The sequence below is a fragment of the Pseudoclavibacter sp. 8L genome (genome assembly GCF_902506465.1).
Lineage (GTDB): Bacteria > Actinomycetota > Actinomycetes > Actinomycetales > Microbacteriaceae > Pseudoclavibacter.
Genome location: NZ_LR733185.1, coordinates 1,149,235 through 1,163,194, shown reverse-complemented (window position 1 = coordinate 1,163,194; position 13,960 = coordinate 1,149,235). Strand labels below are relative to the sequence as shown.

Annotated in this window: 11 protein-coding genes; 3 read left to right on the top strand and 8 right to left on the bottom strand. The window is 68.5% G+C overall.

Going from position 1 to position 13,960, the window contains the following annotated elements; all coding sequences use genetic code 11:
• Window positions 1-18: 18 nt before the first annotated feature.
• Window positions 19-285 (top strand): hypothetical protein, encoded by a 267-nt coding sequence (locus GV007_RS05490; RefSeq protein WP_160071305.1) that lies wholly within the window; start codon window positions 19-21, stop codon window positions 283-285.
• Window positions 282-1,205 carry an NAD-dependent epimerase/dehydratase family protein gene (locus GV007_RS05485; protein ID WP_160071304.1) on the top strand — a complete coding sequence of 308 codons (924 nt, stop codon included), beginning with the start codon at window positions 282-284 and terminating at the stop codon, window positions 1,203-1,205. Before GV007_RS05490 ends, GV007_RS05485 begins: the two co-directional genes overlap by 4 nt.
• 473 nt (window positions 1,206-1,678) lie before the next feature.
• On the opposite strand, the gene GV007_RS05480 is transcribed toward GV007_RS05485, so the two are convergent.
• The 4 genes from GV007_RS05480 to GV007_RS05465 all read right to left on the bottom strand — a co-directional run bounded on the left by GV007_RS05480 (window position 1,679) and on the right by GV007_RS05465 (window position 7,974).
• Entirely contained in the window at window positions 1,679-3,829 is a 2,151-nt protein-coding gene (locus GV007_RS05480) for an anthranilate synthase component I (protein WP_236558345.1), read from the bottom strand.
• A gap of 24 nt (window positions 3,830-3,853) precedes the next feature.
• A complete protein-coding gene (locus GV007_RS05475; protein WP_160071303.1) occupies window positions 3,854-5,644 on the bottom strand; it encodes a MinD/ParA family ATP-binding protein in 1,791 nt (596 codons plus the stop codon).
• A 16-nt stretch (window positions 5,645-5,660) separates the two neighbouring features.
• On the bottom strand, window positions 5,661-6,659 hold the full coding sequence (locus GV007_RS05470) for a malate dehydrogenase (RefSeq protein WP_160071302.1): 999 nt from the start codon (window positions 6,657-6,659) through the stop codon (window positions 5,661-5,663).
• Window positions 6,660-6,756: 97 nt separating this feature from the next.
• Window positions 6,757-7,974, bottom strand: coding sequence for an NADP-dependent isocitrate dehydrogenase (locus GV007_RS05465; protein WP_104242572.1), 1,218 nt, complete (start codon window positions 7,972-7,974; stop codon window positions 6,757-6,759).
• Between the two features lie 86 nt (window positions 7,975-8,060).
• Here GV007_RS05465 and GV007_RS05460 point away from each other — a divergent pair, with 86 nt between their 5' ends.
• Window positions 8,061-8,537: a GNAT family N-acetyltransferase gene (locus tag GV007_RS05460; RefSeq protein ID WP_160071301.1), complete on the top strand. Its 477-nt coding sequence runs from the start codon at window positions 8,061-8,063 to the stop codon at window positions 8,535-8,537.
• A gap of 107 nt (window positions 8,538-8,644) precedes the next feature.
• Here GV007_RS05460 and GV007_RS19175 read toward each other — a convergent pair whose 3' ends face one another.
• The 4 genes from GV007_RS19175 to GV007_RS05440 form a co-directional block, all read right to left on the bottom strand.
• Window positions 8,645-9,946 carry a dimethylarginine dimethylaminohydrolase family protein gene (locus GV007_RS19175; protein ID WP_228502172.1) on the bottom strand — a complete coding sequence of 434 codons (1,302 nt, stop codon included), beginning with the start codon at window positions 9,944-9,946 and terminating at the stop codon, window positions 8,645-8,647.
• A 65-nt stretch (window positions 9,947-10,011) separates the two neighbouring features.
• On the bottom strand, window positions 10,012-11,658 hold the full coding sequence (gene purH / locus GV007_RS05450; RefSeq protein ID WP_160071300.1) for a bifunctional phosphoribosylaminoimidazolecarboxamide formyltransferase/IMP cyclohydrolase: 1,647 nt from the start codon (window positions 11,656-11,658) through the stop codon (window positions 10,012-10,014).
• A complete protein-coding gene (gene purN, locus GV007_RS05445) occupies window positions 11,655-12,263 on the bottom strand; it encodes a phosphoribosylglycinamide formyltransferase (protein WP_160071299.1) in 609 nt (202 codons plus the stop codon). Before purN ends, purH begins: the two co-directional genes overlap by 4 nt.
• A 50-nt stretch (window positions 12,264-12,313) precedes the next feature.
• Window positions 12,314-13,942: a cell division protein PerM gene (locus GV007_RS05440; RefSeq protein WP_160071298.1), complete on the bottom strand. Its 1,629-nt coding sequence runs from the start codon at window positions 13,940-13,942 to the stop codon at window positions 12,314-12,316.
• Window positions 13,943-13,960: the final 18 nt, after the last annotated feature.

The following is a 13,960-nucleotide window of genomic DNA, read 5'->3' as shown; positions in this document are numbered from 1 at the left end:
CGAACGTTTGGAGTACGCATGCCCCCGATCTCAGTCCACGAGCGCGCCTTCCTCACCTGGCTCGCGATCTTCCCCCTCGTCTCTCTCGTCGGCGCGCTGCTGGCTTCGATTGCGAGCACCTGGCCCGCCCTGCTCGCCACCGCTCTGGTCACCGCCATCGTCGTCGTGCTCGCCGTCTACCTGGTGGTCCCCCAGCTCACGAAGCTCTACCTCCGCGTCCTCCGCCGCAGACAAGAACCTGACGCTGCGGTTCGTGCCAGGCCGCAGATTGAGCCCAACGCATGAGAGCGCTTGTCATAGGGGCGAGCGGTGCGGTCGGCACCAGCATCGCGGAGCTCCTCGAGAACGCAGGGCACGCAGTGACTCGGGCAGCCCGGCGGCGGCACCCTCACTCCGTGACCGTCGACCTCCGCCGAGACGTGCACGGGTTCGCCCAGCTCGCTCCGCACCACGACGTCATCATCAACGCATCCGGCGTCGAGAACCCCGCGATCGCCCTGCACCTCGGCGGTGCCACGCTCGTCGATATCTCAGCAACCGGGTCCTACCTCGCAGCGCTCCGATGCGCGGCAGACTCCGCCCGCGCATCCGTTGTCCTCGGTGCCGGCCTCGCACCCGGTCTCAGCACGGCACTCATCGGAGAACTGGGCGCGAAGCCCGGAGACGAGATCGATGTCGGGATCATGCTCGGTTCCGGCGAGAAGCACGGCGCAGCGGCAGTCGCCTGGACGAAGTCACTCGCAGGTTCAGAGATCGCCTCAAGACCCGAGACCGAGGCGATCAGAAACTTCCGCGAGCGACGAACCCTGCTCGGCGGCGACGGCAAACGGCGGCGGTACCTGAGGGCCGACTTCCCCGACCACACCCTGCTCGGCCCGGCCGGCGGGTACGCGGTCCGCAGCTACCTGGCGCTGAGCTCGCGGCATTTGACCCAAGCGCTGGCAGTCGTCGGCGCCATCCCCCAGCTCTCGAGCGTGATCAGCGCGGCGCCAGCCCTCGGCGACGACTCGTGGGCCCTCGCGGCGGTCAACCGGCGCACGGGTGAGCGGCGAAGCGCATGCGGCCGCAATCAGTCTCGAGCGACGGCTGAGCTCACGGCACTCCTCGCTGAGCGATCGGCCGTCTCCGGGATGCACGGGTGCGTGACGGCGCACGATCTCGCGACATCTGGGGAGCTCGCAGCGGCGCTCAGCACCCGCAGCTGACTCCCCCGCCCGGCCAGCTTCCGGGACGAGAGCCCTCGGATCGCTCCGAGCGCGGCCCAACCCGCCCATCCATCACGGAAGTTGGCAGGGATGTGCCTGCGAGAGGTCGGCGCTCAACCGGCCACGCTGCCGCGCTGCCGAGAACCGCCCACAGCATCGAAGCGAGACCGTCCAGGTCGACACCGCACACCACCTTCCCTGACCAGCTCCCGGGACGGTGAACCTCGGAACGCCGCCTCTGCGGCCAAACACTTCAATCCATCACGGAAGTTGGCTGGGAGCGGGGCTACCTGCTACAGAGACGGACTCCAGGAAGAGGGCTCCTCAACGGCGCGACTAACGCGCGCTACGCGCGATAGAAGGGGCACTCCACGAGAACGCCCAAACGGGCAACACGAAAGAGCAACGCCAACGGCCGCCGCGCACCGCCGCCGGCGGCGTGGCGGCCGACCGAGACTGTTTCCGAACCCAGCTCAGGCGGCGGGAACTCGGGCCGGGATGCGCTCCATGACGGCTTCGATGATGCGCTTCCCGGCAGAGTCGCGCAGGGTCATGAGCGATTCCGGGTGGAACTGCACGGCGAAGATCGGCAGCTCACGGTGCTGGATGGCCATCGGGATGCCGTCGTCATCGGAGGCGACGAGCACGAGGCTCTCCGGCATCGTCGCGGGGTCGATGTGCAGCGAGTGGTACCTGCCCGTGACGAACCGTTCGGGGAGTGCGTCCAGGAATCCGGGGTTGGTGACGACGACCTCGCGCTCCTGGCCGTGCAGCGGGTACCCGAGCTGCCCCAGTGACGCACCGAAGTACTCGCCGATGGCCTGCTGGCCGAGGCACACGCCGAACACCGGCAACGAGCGTCCGACGATCTCGTCGAGCAGCTCGGCGGACCTGAAGTCGCTCGGAGCGCCGGGCCCTGGCGACATGACGACCAGCGACGGCTGCTGCTCGTCGAGGATGCGCGCCATCTCCGCACGCTCGATGCCGCCCTTCGGGATGCGGACCGTGCGCACCTCCGCGCCCGTCTCGCGCATGTAGCCGGCGAGCATCTGCACGAACGAGTCCTCGTGGTCGAGGAAGAGGATGCGGTGCCCGACTCCGGAGCGCACGGGCGCGGCCTCTGCGACGGGCTCAGGGGTGGCGTTCTCTGCGGAGGCGTCGAGCGCCTCGAGGAGCGCAGACGCCTTCATCTCCGTCTCGAGCTCTTCGGCGGCAGGCGTGGAGTCCATGAGCAGGGTGCCTCCCGCGCGAACCTCTGCGATGCCGTCGCGGATCATCGCGGTGCGGATCGTGAGGCCCGTGTTGACGTCGCCGTTGGCGAGGAGCACGCCGATGGCGCCGCCGTACCAGGTGCGGGGGCTGCGTTCGTGCTCGTCGATGAAGCGCATGGCCCAGATCTTCGGGGCTCCGGTGACGGTGACCGCCCACATGTGCGTGGCGAACGCGTCCAGTCCGTCGAATTCAGGCCGCAGCCTGCCCTCGACATGGTCGACCGTGTGGATGACCTTCGAGTAGAGCTCGACCTGCCGCCTGCCGATGATCTTGATCGACTCAGGCTCGCAGACGCGCGACTTGTCGTTGCGGTCGACGTCGGTGCACATCGTGAGCTCGGAGCGGTCCTTGTCGCTGTTGAGCAGCTCGAGGATGCGGTCGGCGTCTTCGATCGCGTCGGCCCCGCGGGCGATGGTGCCCGAGATCGGCACGGTCTCGACACGGCTGCCGGCCACCCGGACGAACATCTCTGGGCTGGCGCTCACGAGGAACTCCTGGCCGCCGAGGTTCATGAGTGCCCCGTAGGGGGCCGGGTTGTTGCGCTTCAGGTAGGCGAAGACGTCGGCCGGGCTGGTGCGAACGGGGCGGCGGAAGGCCTGCCCCGGCACGACCTCGAAGAGGTCGCCGCGTGCGAACGAGGCCTTGGCAGATTCGACGAGGGCCGCGTACTCCCCCGGCTCGTGATCGCGGGACGACTGTGCGGATGCCGCTGGCGAGACGAAGGGGCTGAGCACCTCGGTGCGGGGCATCCCCTCGGTCGAGGTCGTGCCGTCGGAGAACTCGAAGTCGTGCCTGGTGGCGTCGCCGCGCTGCCGGTCGACGGCGAGCACGGAGTCTGGCAAGAACACGACGAGGTCGCGCTGGTCTCCGCCGTTCGGCGCTTCGAGGGCCTCGATCTGCCGGACGAGGTCGTAGCCGAACGAGCCGTAGAGGCCAAGGTGCGGGACGTCGTCCGGCATGGTCTCGATGATGGCGCGCAGCACGCTGAAGCTCGACCGCCTGCGGGTGCGCTGCTCCTCTGGAATGATCTCGTCGCGCTGCGAGGTGACGTCGATCTCGACCTCGCCGTCGGCGAGCACTCGCACGGTGACGCCGTCGAGGCGCTCGAAGGCGTCGGTGAATGCGCGCAGCGGGATGCTCCCACGCTCGTTCAGCGTGCGCATGCGCAGGTTGAACCCGCGGCCCTCGATCATGAGGGGCGGATCGATGAATCCGATGTCCCATCGCGTGTACCTGCCCGGGTACTCGACGCCAGAGGAGAGGACGACGCCGTAGCGGTCGTTGAGACCGGTCTGGATGTCATCCATCTCTTCCGGGCTGGCAGCACGGGAGGTGTGGGAGATCGTGAGCACTGGGTTCCTAGGTCTGGAGTTCGGTCAGAGGCGTTCCGCGATGGCGGCGGTCGCGGTGCGCCACGCATCTCGCGTGGCTGGCTTGAGGCTCGAGACGCTGAGCTCGCCGCCACCGACGAAGGCGTGGTCGTACGGTACCTCAACGACGGCGCGCGTGAGCCTCTCGAAGTGGTGGTGCAGACGCTCGGTGAGCGCCTGGTCTTCCTTCGCGGAGGGACTGGAGAGGATGGTGACGGCGTTCTCGAGCTTCTCACCGAAGCCTCGCTCACGGAGTCCGTCGGCGAGCCAGGCCGCGGAGGCGGCCGTGTCCTCTCTCGCGGTGGAGACGATGACGAGCTGGTCGGCGACGTCGAGGGCCGCCTCCCAGTTGCTGGCGCGCATGTTGTTGCCGGTGTCGACGACGAGGACGCGGTAGAAGCGGCTCAGGGTGCGGTGCATGCGCGAGAACGCTTCTGCGTCGATGATCGCCGCGGAAGCTGCGTCGTCGTCGGATGCGAGCACGTCGAATTGCGCGTCCCCCTGCGGTCGCACGAATCGGTCGACGTCTGCAATCGTGGCGCCTCCCGAGACCTCGAACCTCGGCAGCTGTCGCAGGAAGTCGACGGCCGTGTTGCGGTGGTTGCCGGCGTGCGAACGCCACCCGAGCGTGCCGCGGGTCTCGTTGTTGTCCCAGGCGAGCGTGTAGCCGCCGCGAATCTCGCCGAACGTAGCGGCGATCATGAGCGTCGCAGTGGTCTTGTGCGCGCCGCCCTTGGGGTTCATGACGACAACGGTGCGCGAGCCGTCGAACTGCCGCTGCACTCGGCGGATCTCGTCACGCTTGACTCGCTCGGCCTCGCCTGGCCCGAGCTTGATGAGCCCGCCCGTTCCGAGGCGCAGGGCGCTGCGCCAGCCTTGCTGCGCCGGGGCTTCCGGTGCCGCCTGCTTGTCGGCGAGCAGGTCGGCGAGCGTCGGGGCGGAGGTGTCGCTCTTGCGGCGTTCCGGCGCGGTCGCGGATGCTGCTCTGGCGACCGCTCCTGCGGTGGCGGTTGCTGCGACTGGGGCTGGGTTCGCCGGCTCTGGGGCTGTGTCGGCACGAGCGCGCTCACTCGCTCCCGCCTCGGCGCGTTCGAGCTCCTCGAGCTCCCGCATCTGGCGCGCGTCGCGGGGGAATCTCGGCTGCCACGGCTGTGTGTCCTCGAGGCCGTCCTCGTCGATCCGGTCCTCGAACCAGACCGGGGGTGTGTCCGCGTTCGAGGGGTTGCCCGCCTCGTCGTCATACGGCTCTGGGCTCTCTGGCGCGGGTCCGCTCTCGTTCTCCGTCTCGGGAAGCCCTGCATCGGGCGCAGGGGCTGGCTGCGCGGTCTCCGCGTCCTGGTCGAGGGCGTGGTGCATCATCTCGACCCTCGGGATGCGCACGGTCTCGTGCACATTCCCTTGCGGGAGGAATCCGTCGCTGTTCGCTCCGACCGTCTCGTCTTGGCGGTCCTCGGAGACGGGTTCGACTGAGGACCCGGCGGCGGCCCCTCCGGGGGCGAGTCGGTCCGTGAGCTCGTCCTCGCCAGGCGCCAGTTCACCGACGTCGCCTGTCTCGATGAGGCTCCCGTCCGGAGAGACGCGGAGCGGGAAGACACCGTCGATGTCGATCGTGCGGAGGTCGATCACGATCTCCTCGCGCGTCGCGCGATCGACGACTCGCGTCATGATCGCCGACCGAAGCTCATCCGCGTCGGCCGCGATGATGCGCTCGACCGAGTCGCCTTCCCGAATCTCGCCGACGCCATCGCGGCGGATCAGCACCTCAAGCGCGAGGATGTCCGGTTCGGCATTGGTCATTGCAGCTCTTCTCACTTCAGGAGGTCGACGGAACGAATCCAAGACTGACAACGCTATCGCGTTCGGCTTCGAGGTCTGCGACCGTCGCCGCGAGGCGCGTTCGCGTCAGCTCGCCGAGCGCGAGCCCCTGGACGACCTGCCAGTCGCCGCCACTGGACGTCACCGGAACACCCGCGACGAGGCCTTCGGGGATGCCGTAGTCGCCCTTCGAGGGGAGCGCGGCCGTCGTCCAGTTGCCCTCGGGGGTCCCGAGCACCCAGTCACGGACGTGGTCGACCGCGGCGGATGCCGCCGAAGCGGCCGATGAAGCACCTCTCGCCGCGATGATCGCGGCGCCCCTCGTCGCAACCGTCGTGACGAACTCGCCATCGATCCAGGCATCGTCGGCGATGCGCTCACGGATCGGGGCACCCGCGATCGTGCCGTGATCGACGTCCGGGACCTGCGTGTTCGAGTGGTTTCCCCAGACATGGATGCGCGACACCTCGCCAGCGCCGACGCCAGCCTTCGCGGCGAGCTGGGCGATCGCTCGGTTGTGGTCGAGACGCATCATGGCAGTGAAGCGATCGCCCGGAACATCTGGCGCTGCGGCACGGGCGATCGCGGCGTTCGTGTTGGCGGGGTTGCCGACGACGAGCACGCGGACATCATCGGCGGCGTGCGTCCCGATCGCGCGGCCCTGCGGCGCGAAGATACCGCCGTTCGCTTCGAGCAGGTCGGCGCGGTCCATGCCGTCACGCCTCGGCATCGACCCGACGAGCAGGGCGATGTTCGTCCCGTCGAAGGCCGCGTCCGCATCGTCGAAGACGTCCACTGAGCGGAGCAGCGGGAAGGCGCCGTCGGCGAGCTCCATCGCCGTTCCCTCTGCTGCTTTGACCGCCTGCGGGATCTCCAGGAGCCGGAGCTCGACCGGAGTATCGCCGAGCATGGCGCCCGATGCGATGCGGAAGAGGAGCGAGTAGCCGATGTTGCCGGCTGCTCCCGTGACGGTGATGCGGACTGGCGTGGTGCTCATGCCTCCACCCTATTCGGACAACGCAGAAGCCCCGCATGCTGCCGAGGCAGGATGCGGGGCTTCCGAGGCAGGAGCCTCGTGTGCGGTCGGGTGTCGCTTACGCGGACACTCGTGCAGCGAGGTTCTCGGCGATCGAGTTCATGAAGTCGTCGGTCGTCTGGAAGGGGGTGCCCTCGCCGACGAGCGCGGCGAGGTCCTTCGTCATCTTGCCCGACTCGACGGTCTCGATGACAACCTCTTCAAGAGCCTGCGTGAAGTCGATGAGCTCCTGGTTGCCGTCGAGCTTGCCGCGGTGCGCGAGGCCGCGCGTCCAGGCGTAGATCGAGGCGATCGGGTTCGTCGACGTGGGCTTGCCCTGCTGGTGCTGGCGGTAGTGGCGCGTGACCGTGCCGTGCGCGGCCTCAGCCTCGACGACCTTGCCGTCGGGAGTCGTGAGGACGCTCGTCATGAGGCCGAGCGAGCCGAAGCCCTGCGCGACGGTGTCCGACTGGACGTCGCCGTCGTAGTTCTTGCAGGCCCAGACGTAGCCGCCCTCCCACTTGAGCGACGCAGCGACCATGTCGTCGATGAGGCGGTGCTCGTAGGTGATGCCTGCTGCGTCGAACTTCTCCTTGAACTCGGCCTCGAAGATCTCCTGGAAGATGTCCTTGAAGCGACCGTCGTACTTCTTCAGGATGGTGTTCTTCGTCGACAGGTACACGGGGTAGCCGCGCGTGAGGCCGTAGTTGAGCGATGCGCGAGCGAAGTCGGTGATGGATGCGTCGAGGTTGTACTGCACCTGCGCGATTCCGTCGCCCGGGGAGTGGAACACCTCGAACTTCTGCGGCTCGGAGCCATCGTCCGGCGTGAACTCGACCGTGAGCTTGCCCTCTCCCGCGAAGCGGAAGTCGGTCGCACGGTACTGGTCGCCGAACGCGTGGCGGCCGACGATGATCGGCTTGTTCCAGCCCGGCACGAGGCGCGGGATGTTCGAGATGATGATGGGCTCGCGGAAGATGACGCCGCCCAGGATGTTGCGGATGGTCCCATTCGGGGAGCGCCACATCTGCTTGAGGCCGAATTCCTCGACGCGTGCCTCGTCAGGGGTGATCGTCGCGCACTTGATGCCGACGCCGTGCTTCTGGATCGCGTGCGCCGCGTCGACCGTGATCTGGTCGTCCGTCTCGTCGCGCTTCTCGATGCCCAGGTCGTAGTACTCGAGGTTCACGTCGAGGTACGGGTGGATGAGCGTGTCCTTGATCTTCTGCCAGATGATGCGGGTCATCTCGTCGCCGTCGAGCTCGACAACCGTTCCTTCGACCTTGATCTTCGCCATAGAGTTCTCCTTCTGAGCGCGGTTTGCCTCCAGCTTACCGGGGCCGCATTCGGAGGATTACTCAGACGGAGCGCTACTCTGCATCCATGAGCGAGCTGTATATCGAAGAGCTGTCCGCCGACAACATCGTCGCCGCCAACACGCTCACCCTGAAACCAGGCCAGGAGGCGTTCGTCGCGCCTGTCTCGCACTCCATCTCGGAGGCCTACGTCAGCCAGACGACGTCATGGCCGAGGGTCGTCGTGCTCGATGGTCGAGTCGTGGGCTTCATCATGGCGAACTTCGACGAGGACGCTCCCGACGAGCTGTTCCGGGCGACGATCATGCGCATGAACGTCGATGCCGACTTCCAGCGCCGTGGTGTCGGATCGTTCGCGGTGACGGCGATCCTCGATGAGGCTGCGCGTCGCGGCTTCGACAAGGTGACCACCATCTGGGAAGAGGGCGACCTCGGGCCTGGCGACTTCTTCCGCAGCCTCGGGTTCGTCGTCACCGGTGAGACCCAGTATGGGGAGACGATCGGCGAGCGGGAGCTCAGCCAGCACGGAACCGGCTCGCTGTAGAGCCGTTCGACCCAAATCGCTGCCCGGCGTTTCACCCTCTTGCGGAACCGCGAGAGGGTGAAACGCCGGGCAGCGATCGTGTGATGGAGTCGGGGATGCGGTCGTGTCTAGTAGGCGCGAGCCGACAGGCAGGTGACCCCGCCCTCGAGCTTCTCGAACTCCGAGATGTCGAGGGTCACGACGTTGTAGCCCAGGCGCTTCACGAGCTTCGCGGTCGCCGGTGCGGCAGCCGAGACGAGCACGGTGTCCGCATCCAGCGGCAGGATGCTCGCACCGAGCAGCTCGGGTGCCTCGATGTAGCCGCCGAACAGCGAGGGTTGCTCCAACGCGGGAGTCCAGGCGAGGACGGTCCCGTCTGGCAGGGCGGTCGCGACGCTCTTCAGGTGCAGCGCTCCGCTGATGGGGACCGCGACGACGCGGTAGCCGAGATCGAGCGCGATCTCGCGCAGCGCGCGGATGCCCTCGGCGTTCGTGCGGGTGGAGGCGCCGACGTAGACGGTGTCGCCCGCGAGGAGCACGTCGCCCCCGTCGAGGGTCGCCGGGGCCTCGATCTCCATCGTGACGAACTCGGTCTCGGCGAGCGCGGCGCGGACGCCAGGCAGCTCCGCGCGGCGGGAAGACGCCCCGCTGCGACCCAGGATGGCGACCTGGCCGAGCACGATGACCTGGTCCTCGGTGAAGACCGAGTCCGGCATGGTCTCAGCCGCTGGGACCTCGCGGGTCTCCCACCCGTGCTCGTCCAGCAGCGCGACGTAGGACTCCCACTGCTCGTTGGCGCGATCGCGGTCGACCGCCGCGCGCTCCTGGAAGGTGACCTGGGCATCCTGCGGGTTCGCCGCGGGGATGCGCACGAGCGCCAGTTTGCTGTTCGACTCCGCGAACCGGCGGAGCTCCCCCGCGTGCGCGACGCGAGAGGACACCTCTCGGAGCATCTCGGCGACCTGCCGGCGGAACAGCGTCGGCCCGATGAGCGCCGTGAACACGGTGCCGGAGACGAGGAACACGAAGTTGAGCCCGAAGAACTCCGTGAAGATCGCAGACCACGTCTCGCCGGTGAACTCAGCGCCACCCGTCGCGAGCCGGACGACGTACCCCACCGTGCCCGCGATGAGCGCGAGCACGAATCCGGCGATCGCGGCGATCCACCAGTTGCGGAGCCAGCCGAGCCAGCCGACGAGCGTGACGAGGACCAGCAGGAGGAGCACCGGCAGCGAGTAGAAGTCGAACGTGTCGGTGAGCGTCGTGAGCGGCGAGATGACCCCCGTGAGGTCTCGCTCGTTCATGACGACGAGCGACGTGAGGAGCGTCGCCAACGCGACGCCCATCGCGGCGACGAGTGCCGCGTTGAAGCGCGTTCCGCCGTCGAGCTCGCTGACGCGGGTGACGGGCTGGGAGTTCTTGGTGCTCAATTGCTGCTCTCGTAGGTGTCGATTGCGGCCGCGGTCGGATCGCGCGTCGCGCGGATCAGAGCGGGTCAGTGGAAGAAGTGGCGCTCGCCCGTGAAGTACATCGTTACGCCCGCCTTCTCGGCGGCCGCGATGACCTCCTCGTCGCGGATGGATCCGCCCGGCTGCACGACGGCGCTCACGCCGGCCTCGAGCAGCACTTCCAGGCCGTCCGCGAACGGGAAGAACGCGTCTGACGCGGCAACGGATCCAGCGGCCCGCTCTCCTGCCCGCGAGACGGCGAGGTGGCAGGAGTCGACGCGGTTGACCTGCCCCATGCCGACGCCGACGGAGGCTCCGTCTGCGGCGAGGAGGATCGCGTTGGACTTCACGGCGCGGCAGGCTCGCCACGCGAACTCGAGGTCCTCGACGGTCTGCCCGGTGGCGGGGGCCCCGGAAACGAGCGTCCAGCTCTCGACGAGCGACACGCTCGGCTCGAAGCGGTCTGCGCTCTGGATGAGGAAGCCCCCGGAGATCTGACGCACCTCGCGCTCCTCGGGCGCCGGGTTCGCAGGAAGCTGGAGGAGGCGGATGTTCTTCTTCGTGCGCAGCACCTCGAGCGCCTCGGGCGCGAAGCTCGGCGCGATGACGACCTCGGTGAAGATCTTCGCGAGCGTCTGCGCCATCTCGAGCGAGACCTCGCGGTTGGCGGCGACGACGCCGCCGTAGGCACTGACCGGGTCGCAGGCGTGCGCGCGACGGTGAGCCTCGGCGATGGCCTCGGCCGGTGCGAGCCCCGCAGGCGCGACCGCGATGCCGCACGGGTTGGCATGCTTGATGATGGCGACAGCCGGCGAGGTGTGGTCGAACGCCGCCCGGAGGGCCGCGTCGGCATCGACGTAGTTGTTGTACGACATCTCCTTGCCGTGGAGCTGCTCGGCCTGGGCGATGCCCCTGCCGTCTGCTCGCCCGTACACGGCCGCGACCTGATGCGAGTTCTCGCCGTAGCGGAGGACAGCGAGCTGGGTGCCCTCGATGGTGAAGGAGCCCGGGAGCACGTCGGACGCCGAGCCTGCGGCGGGTTCCGCAGCTGCAGCCGCCTCGACCTCCTGGATGTGCGACGCGAACCACGCACCGACAGCCTGGTCGTAGCTCGACGTGTGCTGGAACGCGGCGGCGGCAAGCGCGCGACGCGTCGAGAGCGTCACACCTCCGCCAGAGATCTCCTCGAGAACCCTGGCGTAGTCGCTCGGAGACGTGACGATCGTGGCGTTCGCGAAGTTCTTGGCGGAGGCGCGCACGAGGGCGGGGCCGCCGATGTCGATCTGCTCGATGATCGCCGGCGCATCTGCCCCGGAGGCGACCGTCTCGACGAAGGGGTACAGGTTCACGACGATGAGCTCGAACGGCTCGATGCCGAGCTCCTCGAGCTGACGGAGGTGGTCGGCGATCCGCCGGTCAGCGAGGATCCCCGCGTGCACGCCTGGGTGCAGTGTCTTGACACGACCGTCAAGCGACTCCGGGAACCCGGTCACCTGCTGCACGTCCGTGACGTCGAATCCCGCCTCGCGGATGGTCTTCGCGGTCGAACCGGTGGAGACGATCTCGACCCCGGCAGCATTCAGTCCCGCGGCCAGCTCGAGCAGGCCGCTCTTGTCGCTCACGGACACGAGCGCGCGCTTGGGCTCGATCCGCTCGAGGGTGGTCAGCGATTCGTGTGAAGCGGGGGTGCTCATGCGTTGGCTCTTTCCTCGAGTGCGATTTCGCCCGAGGCAACGCCTCTGACGGTGTCTTCCAGCAGACGGCGCTCCGCGACCTTGATGCGGCCATGGAGCAGCTCCTCGGTATCACCGGGGAGTACGGGGATGCGGACGCGATCGACGATCGGACCGGTGTCGACGCCGTTGTCGACGATGATGATGGAGGCGCCCGTCTCAGCCACGCCGGCGTCGAGCGCGTCGCGCACGGCATGCGCCCCTGGGAACTCCGGCAGGTACGCGGGGTGGGTGTTCAGGAGACGCGGGGCCAGCTCATCCACCATGGCAGGCGGCACGAGCCGCATGAAGCCGGAGAGCAGCGTGAGGTCCGGCTCGAAGCTCTGGATCTGCGCGAGCAGCTCCACGCCCCAGGCCTCCCGGTCGGCGAAGTCCTTCGGGCGCACCACGAACGACGGGATGCCGAACTCCTGCGCGAGCGCGAGGCCGGCTGCATTCCGGTCGGCACCGATCGCCACGATCTCGGCGCCGATAGGCGATGCGGAATCGGCGGAGGCCCGGAGTGTCTCGAGCAGCGCCTGCAGGTTCGAACCCGCGCCGGAGATGAGGACGACTACCTTGAGCACCGGGTCAGTCTAATCGCTGCGCACGGTCGGGGCTCCCGGGTCAGTCCTGCTCAGTCGTCGAGATCGATGTCGGCGTAGATGTCCGGCTCGTCGTCGTAGCGCGGGTTCTCGACCTTGAGCCGCTTCGCGCGGCGAATCTCGGATGTCTGCCGCTCCGCAGGCTGATCGTCGGCGCGCACCTCGAGTGCGGTTCCCGGCTTCTTCTCGACCTCGCCCGGATCCTCGAAGCGCTTCGAGACGGCGTCCGCGACCCAGGTGCGCTCGTCGGTGCCATCACGTCGTGCGCGGCGCTTGGAGGAAGCAGCGCTCGCGCCCGCCGGTGAACCGCTCACCTTCTCACGCGGCTGCGGTCCGCTCGGCTCGTCACGTCCCGTCGGCGTCGACGTGGGCGTCGACGTGGGCGTGCCGACGGATGCACGACTGTGCTTCTTTCGCCCATCACGGGCGCTCCTGCCGGATTCCTCGGCGTCGGCATCGTCGGCTTCATCGTCTTCATCGAGCTGCTCAGCAGAGAGCGGCACCAGTGCCCCGACGAGGGCGCCGAGCGCAAGCGTGCCGAACGCGCTGGCACCGGTGAGCAAGGGGAAGGGGCCGATCTCCGCGAGGCGACCAGGGCCAGCCGAGCCGCCAGCAGCAAGGGCGAGGATCCCGATCGCGACGGCCGCGAGCGCCGCGGCCGCCACCGCGACCGAGACGCGAGTCCACACGCCCCGGTCTGCACCAGCCGGGGCGTGCATCCGAACCCCCACCATGGCAGCAAGCCCGACCAGGACAGGAACGGCGATGATCGAGACAGCGAGCAGTGGCGGAGACGCCGGGATGGCGCCGAGAAGCGGGAGGACGGGCATGGGGCCGACCAGCGTCTCGACGGGGGTGACCTGCGACCCGGTGCCGATCGCGAACCCAGAGCCGAGCATCCACGCAGCAGACCAGACGACGCCGTTCACGGCGATCACGAGCTGACTGAGCCCAACCACGATCGCGCTCGTCACATCGAGCGGGAGTGACTGGAAGAGCGCCAGGATGCTCGCGAGCCCCACGAGGACAGCGACGAGCAGCAGCACCGCTCCCGCTCCGAGGATGCCGGTGACCATGAGGCCGGCCGCCCTCAGCCCCTGGGACAAGGCCGCCCGTGCGCGCTCCTCGACGCTCGAGAGGATCGAGTCGAACGGTGCGACCTGCCATCCGCGCGCCCCGACGAACGCAGCGCCCAAGAAGACGACCGCACCCACGACGGCGGTCTGCCAGACGCCGATGTCGAGGCCACGGCCGCTCGCCGCGAGCGATACCCCGGCGGCGGCGGCGCCGAACAGCGCACCGGTCAGGAGGAGGCCGGGCCAGATGAGGTCGGAGGCCGCACGCACGCGAACCCCGGTCACGTGAGCCAGCCACACCGTGATGAGCGTGAGGCCCAGTGGCATCACCCGCAGCGTGAAGGTCACCGCCTCGGTTCCGGCAGGCACAAGACCCGAGCTCGGGTCGAGCACCGCCCCCACGGACCCCCCGAGCGAGAGAGCCCAGATGGCCGCCGCGTACTCGAAGCCAGCAGCGAAGTCGCTGCCGAAGCCCGTCGTCGCCAGCTGCACCGCGACGACCGCGAGCAGCGGGACGCCGAGGCCGACCGCAGCCGCGACGAGCGCGTCGACGGCCGAGTACAGGTACGTGATCGGGCGAGGCATAGCACCCCGACGATAGCC

Coding starts and splice junctions, on each gene's coding strand:
- GV007_RS05490 (WP_160071305.1), top strand. CDS start 19: ATGCCCCCGATCTCAGTCCACGAGCGCGCCTTCCTCACCTGGCTCGCG.
- GV007_RS05485 (WP_160071304.1), top strand. CDS start 282: ATGAGAGCGCTTGTCATAGGGGCGAGCGGTGCGGTCGGCACCAGCATC.
- GV007_RS05475 (WP_160071303.1), bottom strand. CDS start 5,644: ATGACCAATGCCGAACCGGACATCCTCGCGCTTGAGGTGCTGATCCGC.
- GV007_RS05470 (WP_160071302.1), bottom strand. CDS start 6,659: ATGAGCACCACGCCAGTCCGCATCACCGTCACGGGAGCAGCCGGCAAC.
- GV007_RS05465 (WP_104242572.1), bottom strand. CDS start 7,974: ATGGCGAAGATCAAGGTCGAAGGAACGGTTGTCGAGCTCGACGGCGAC.
- GV007_RS05460 (WP_160071301.1), top strand. CDS start 8,061: ATGAGCGAGCTGTATATCGAAGAGCTGTCCGCCGACAACATCGTCGCC.
- purH (WP_160071300.1), bottom strand. CDS start 11,658: ATGAGCACCCCCGCTTCACACGAATCGCTGACCACCCTCGAGCGGATC.
- GV007_RS05440 (WP_160071298.1), bottom strand. CDS start 13,942: ATGCCTCGCCCGATCACGTACCTGTACTCGGCCGTCGACGCGCTCGTC.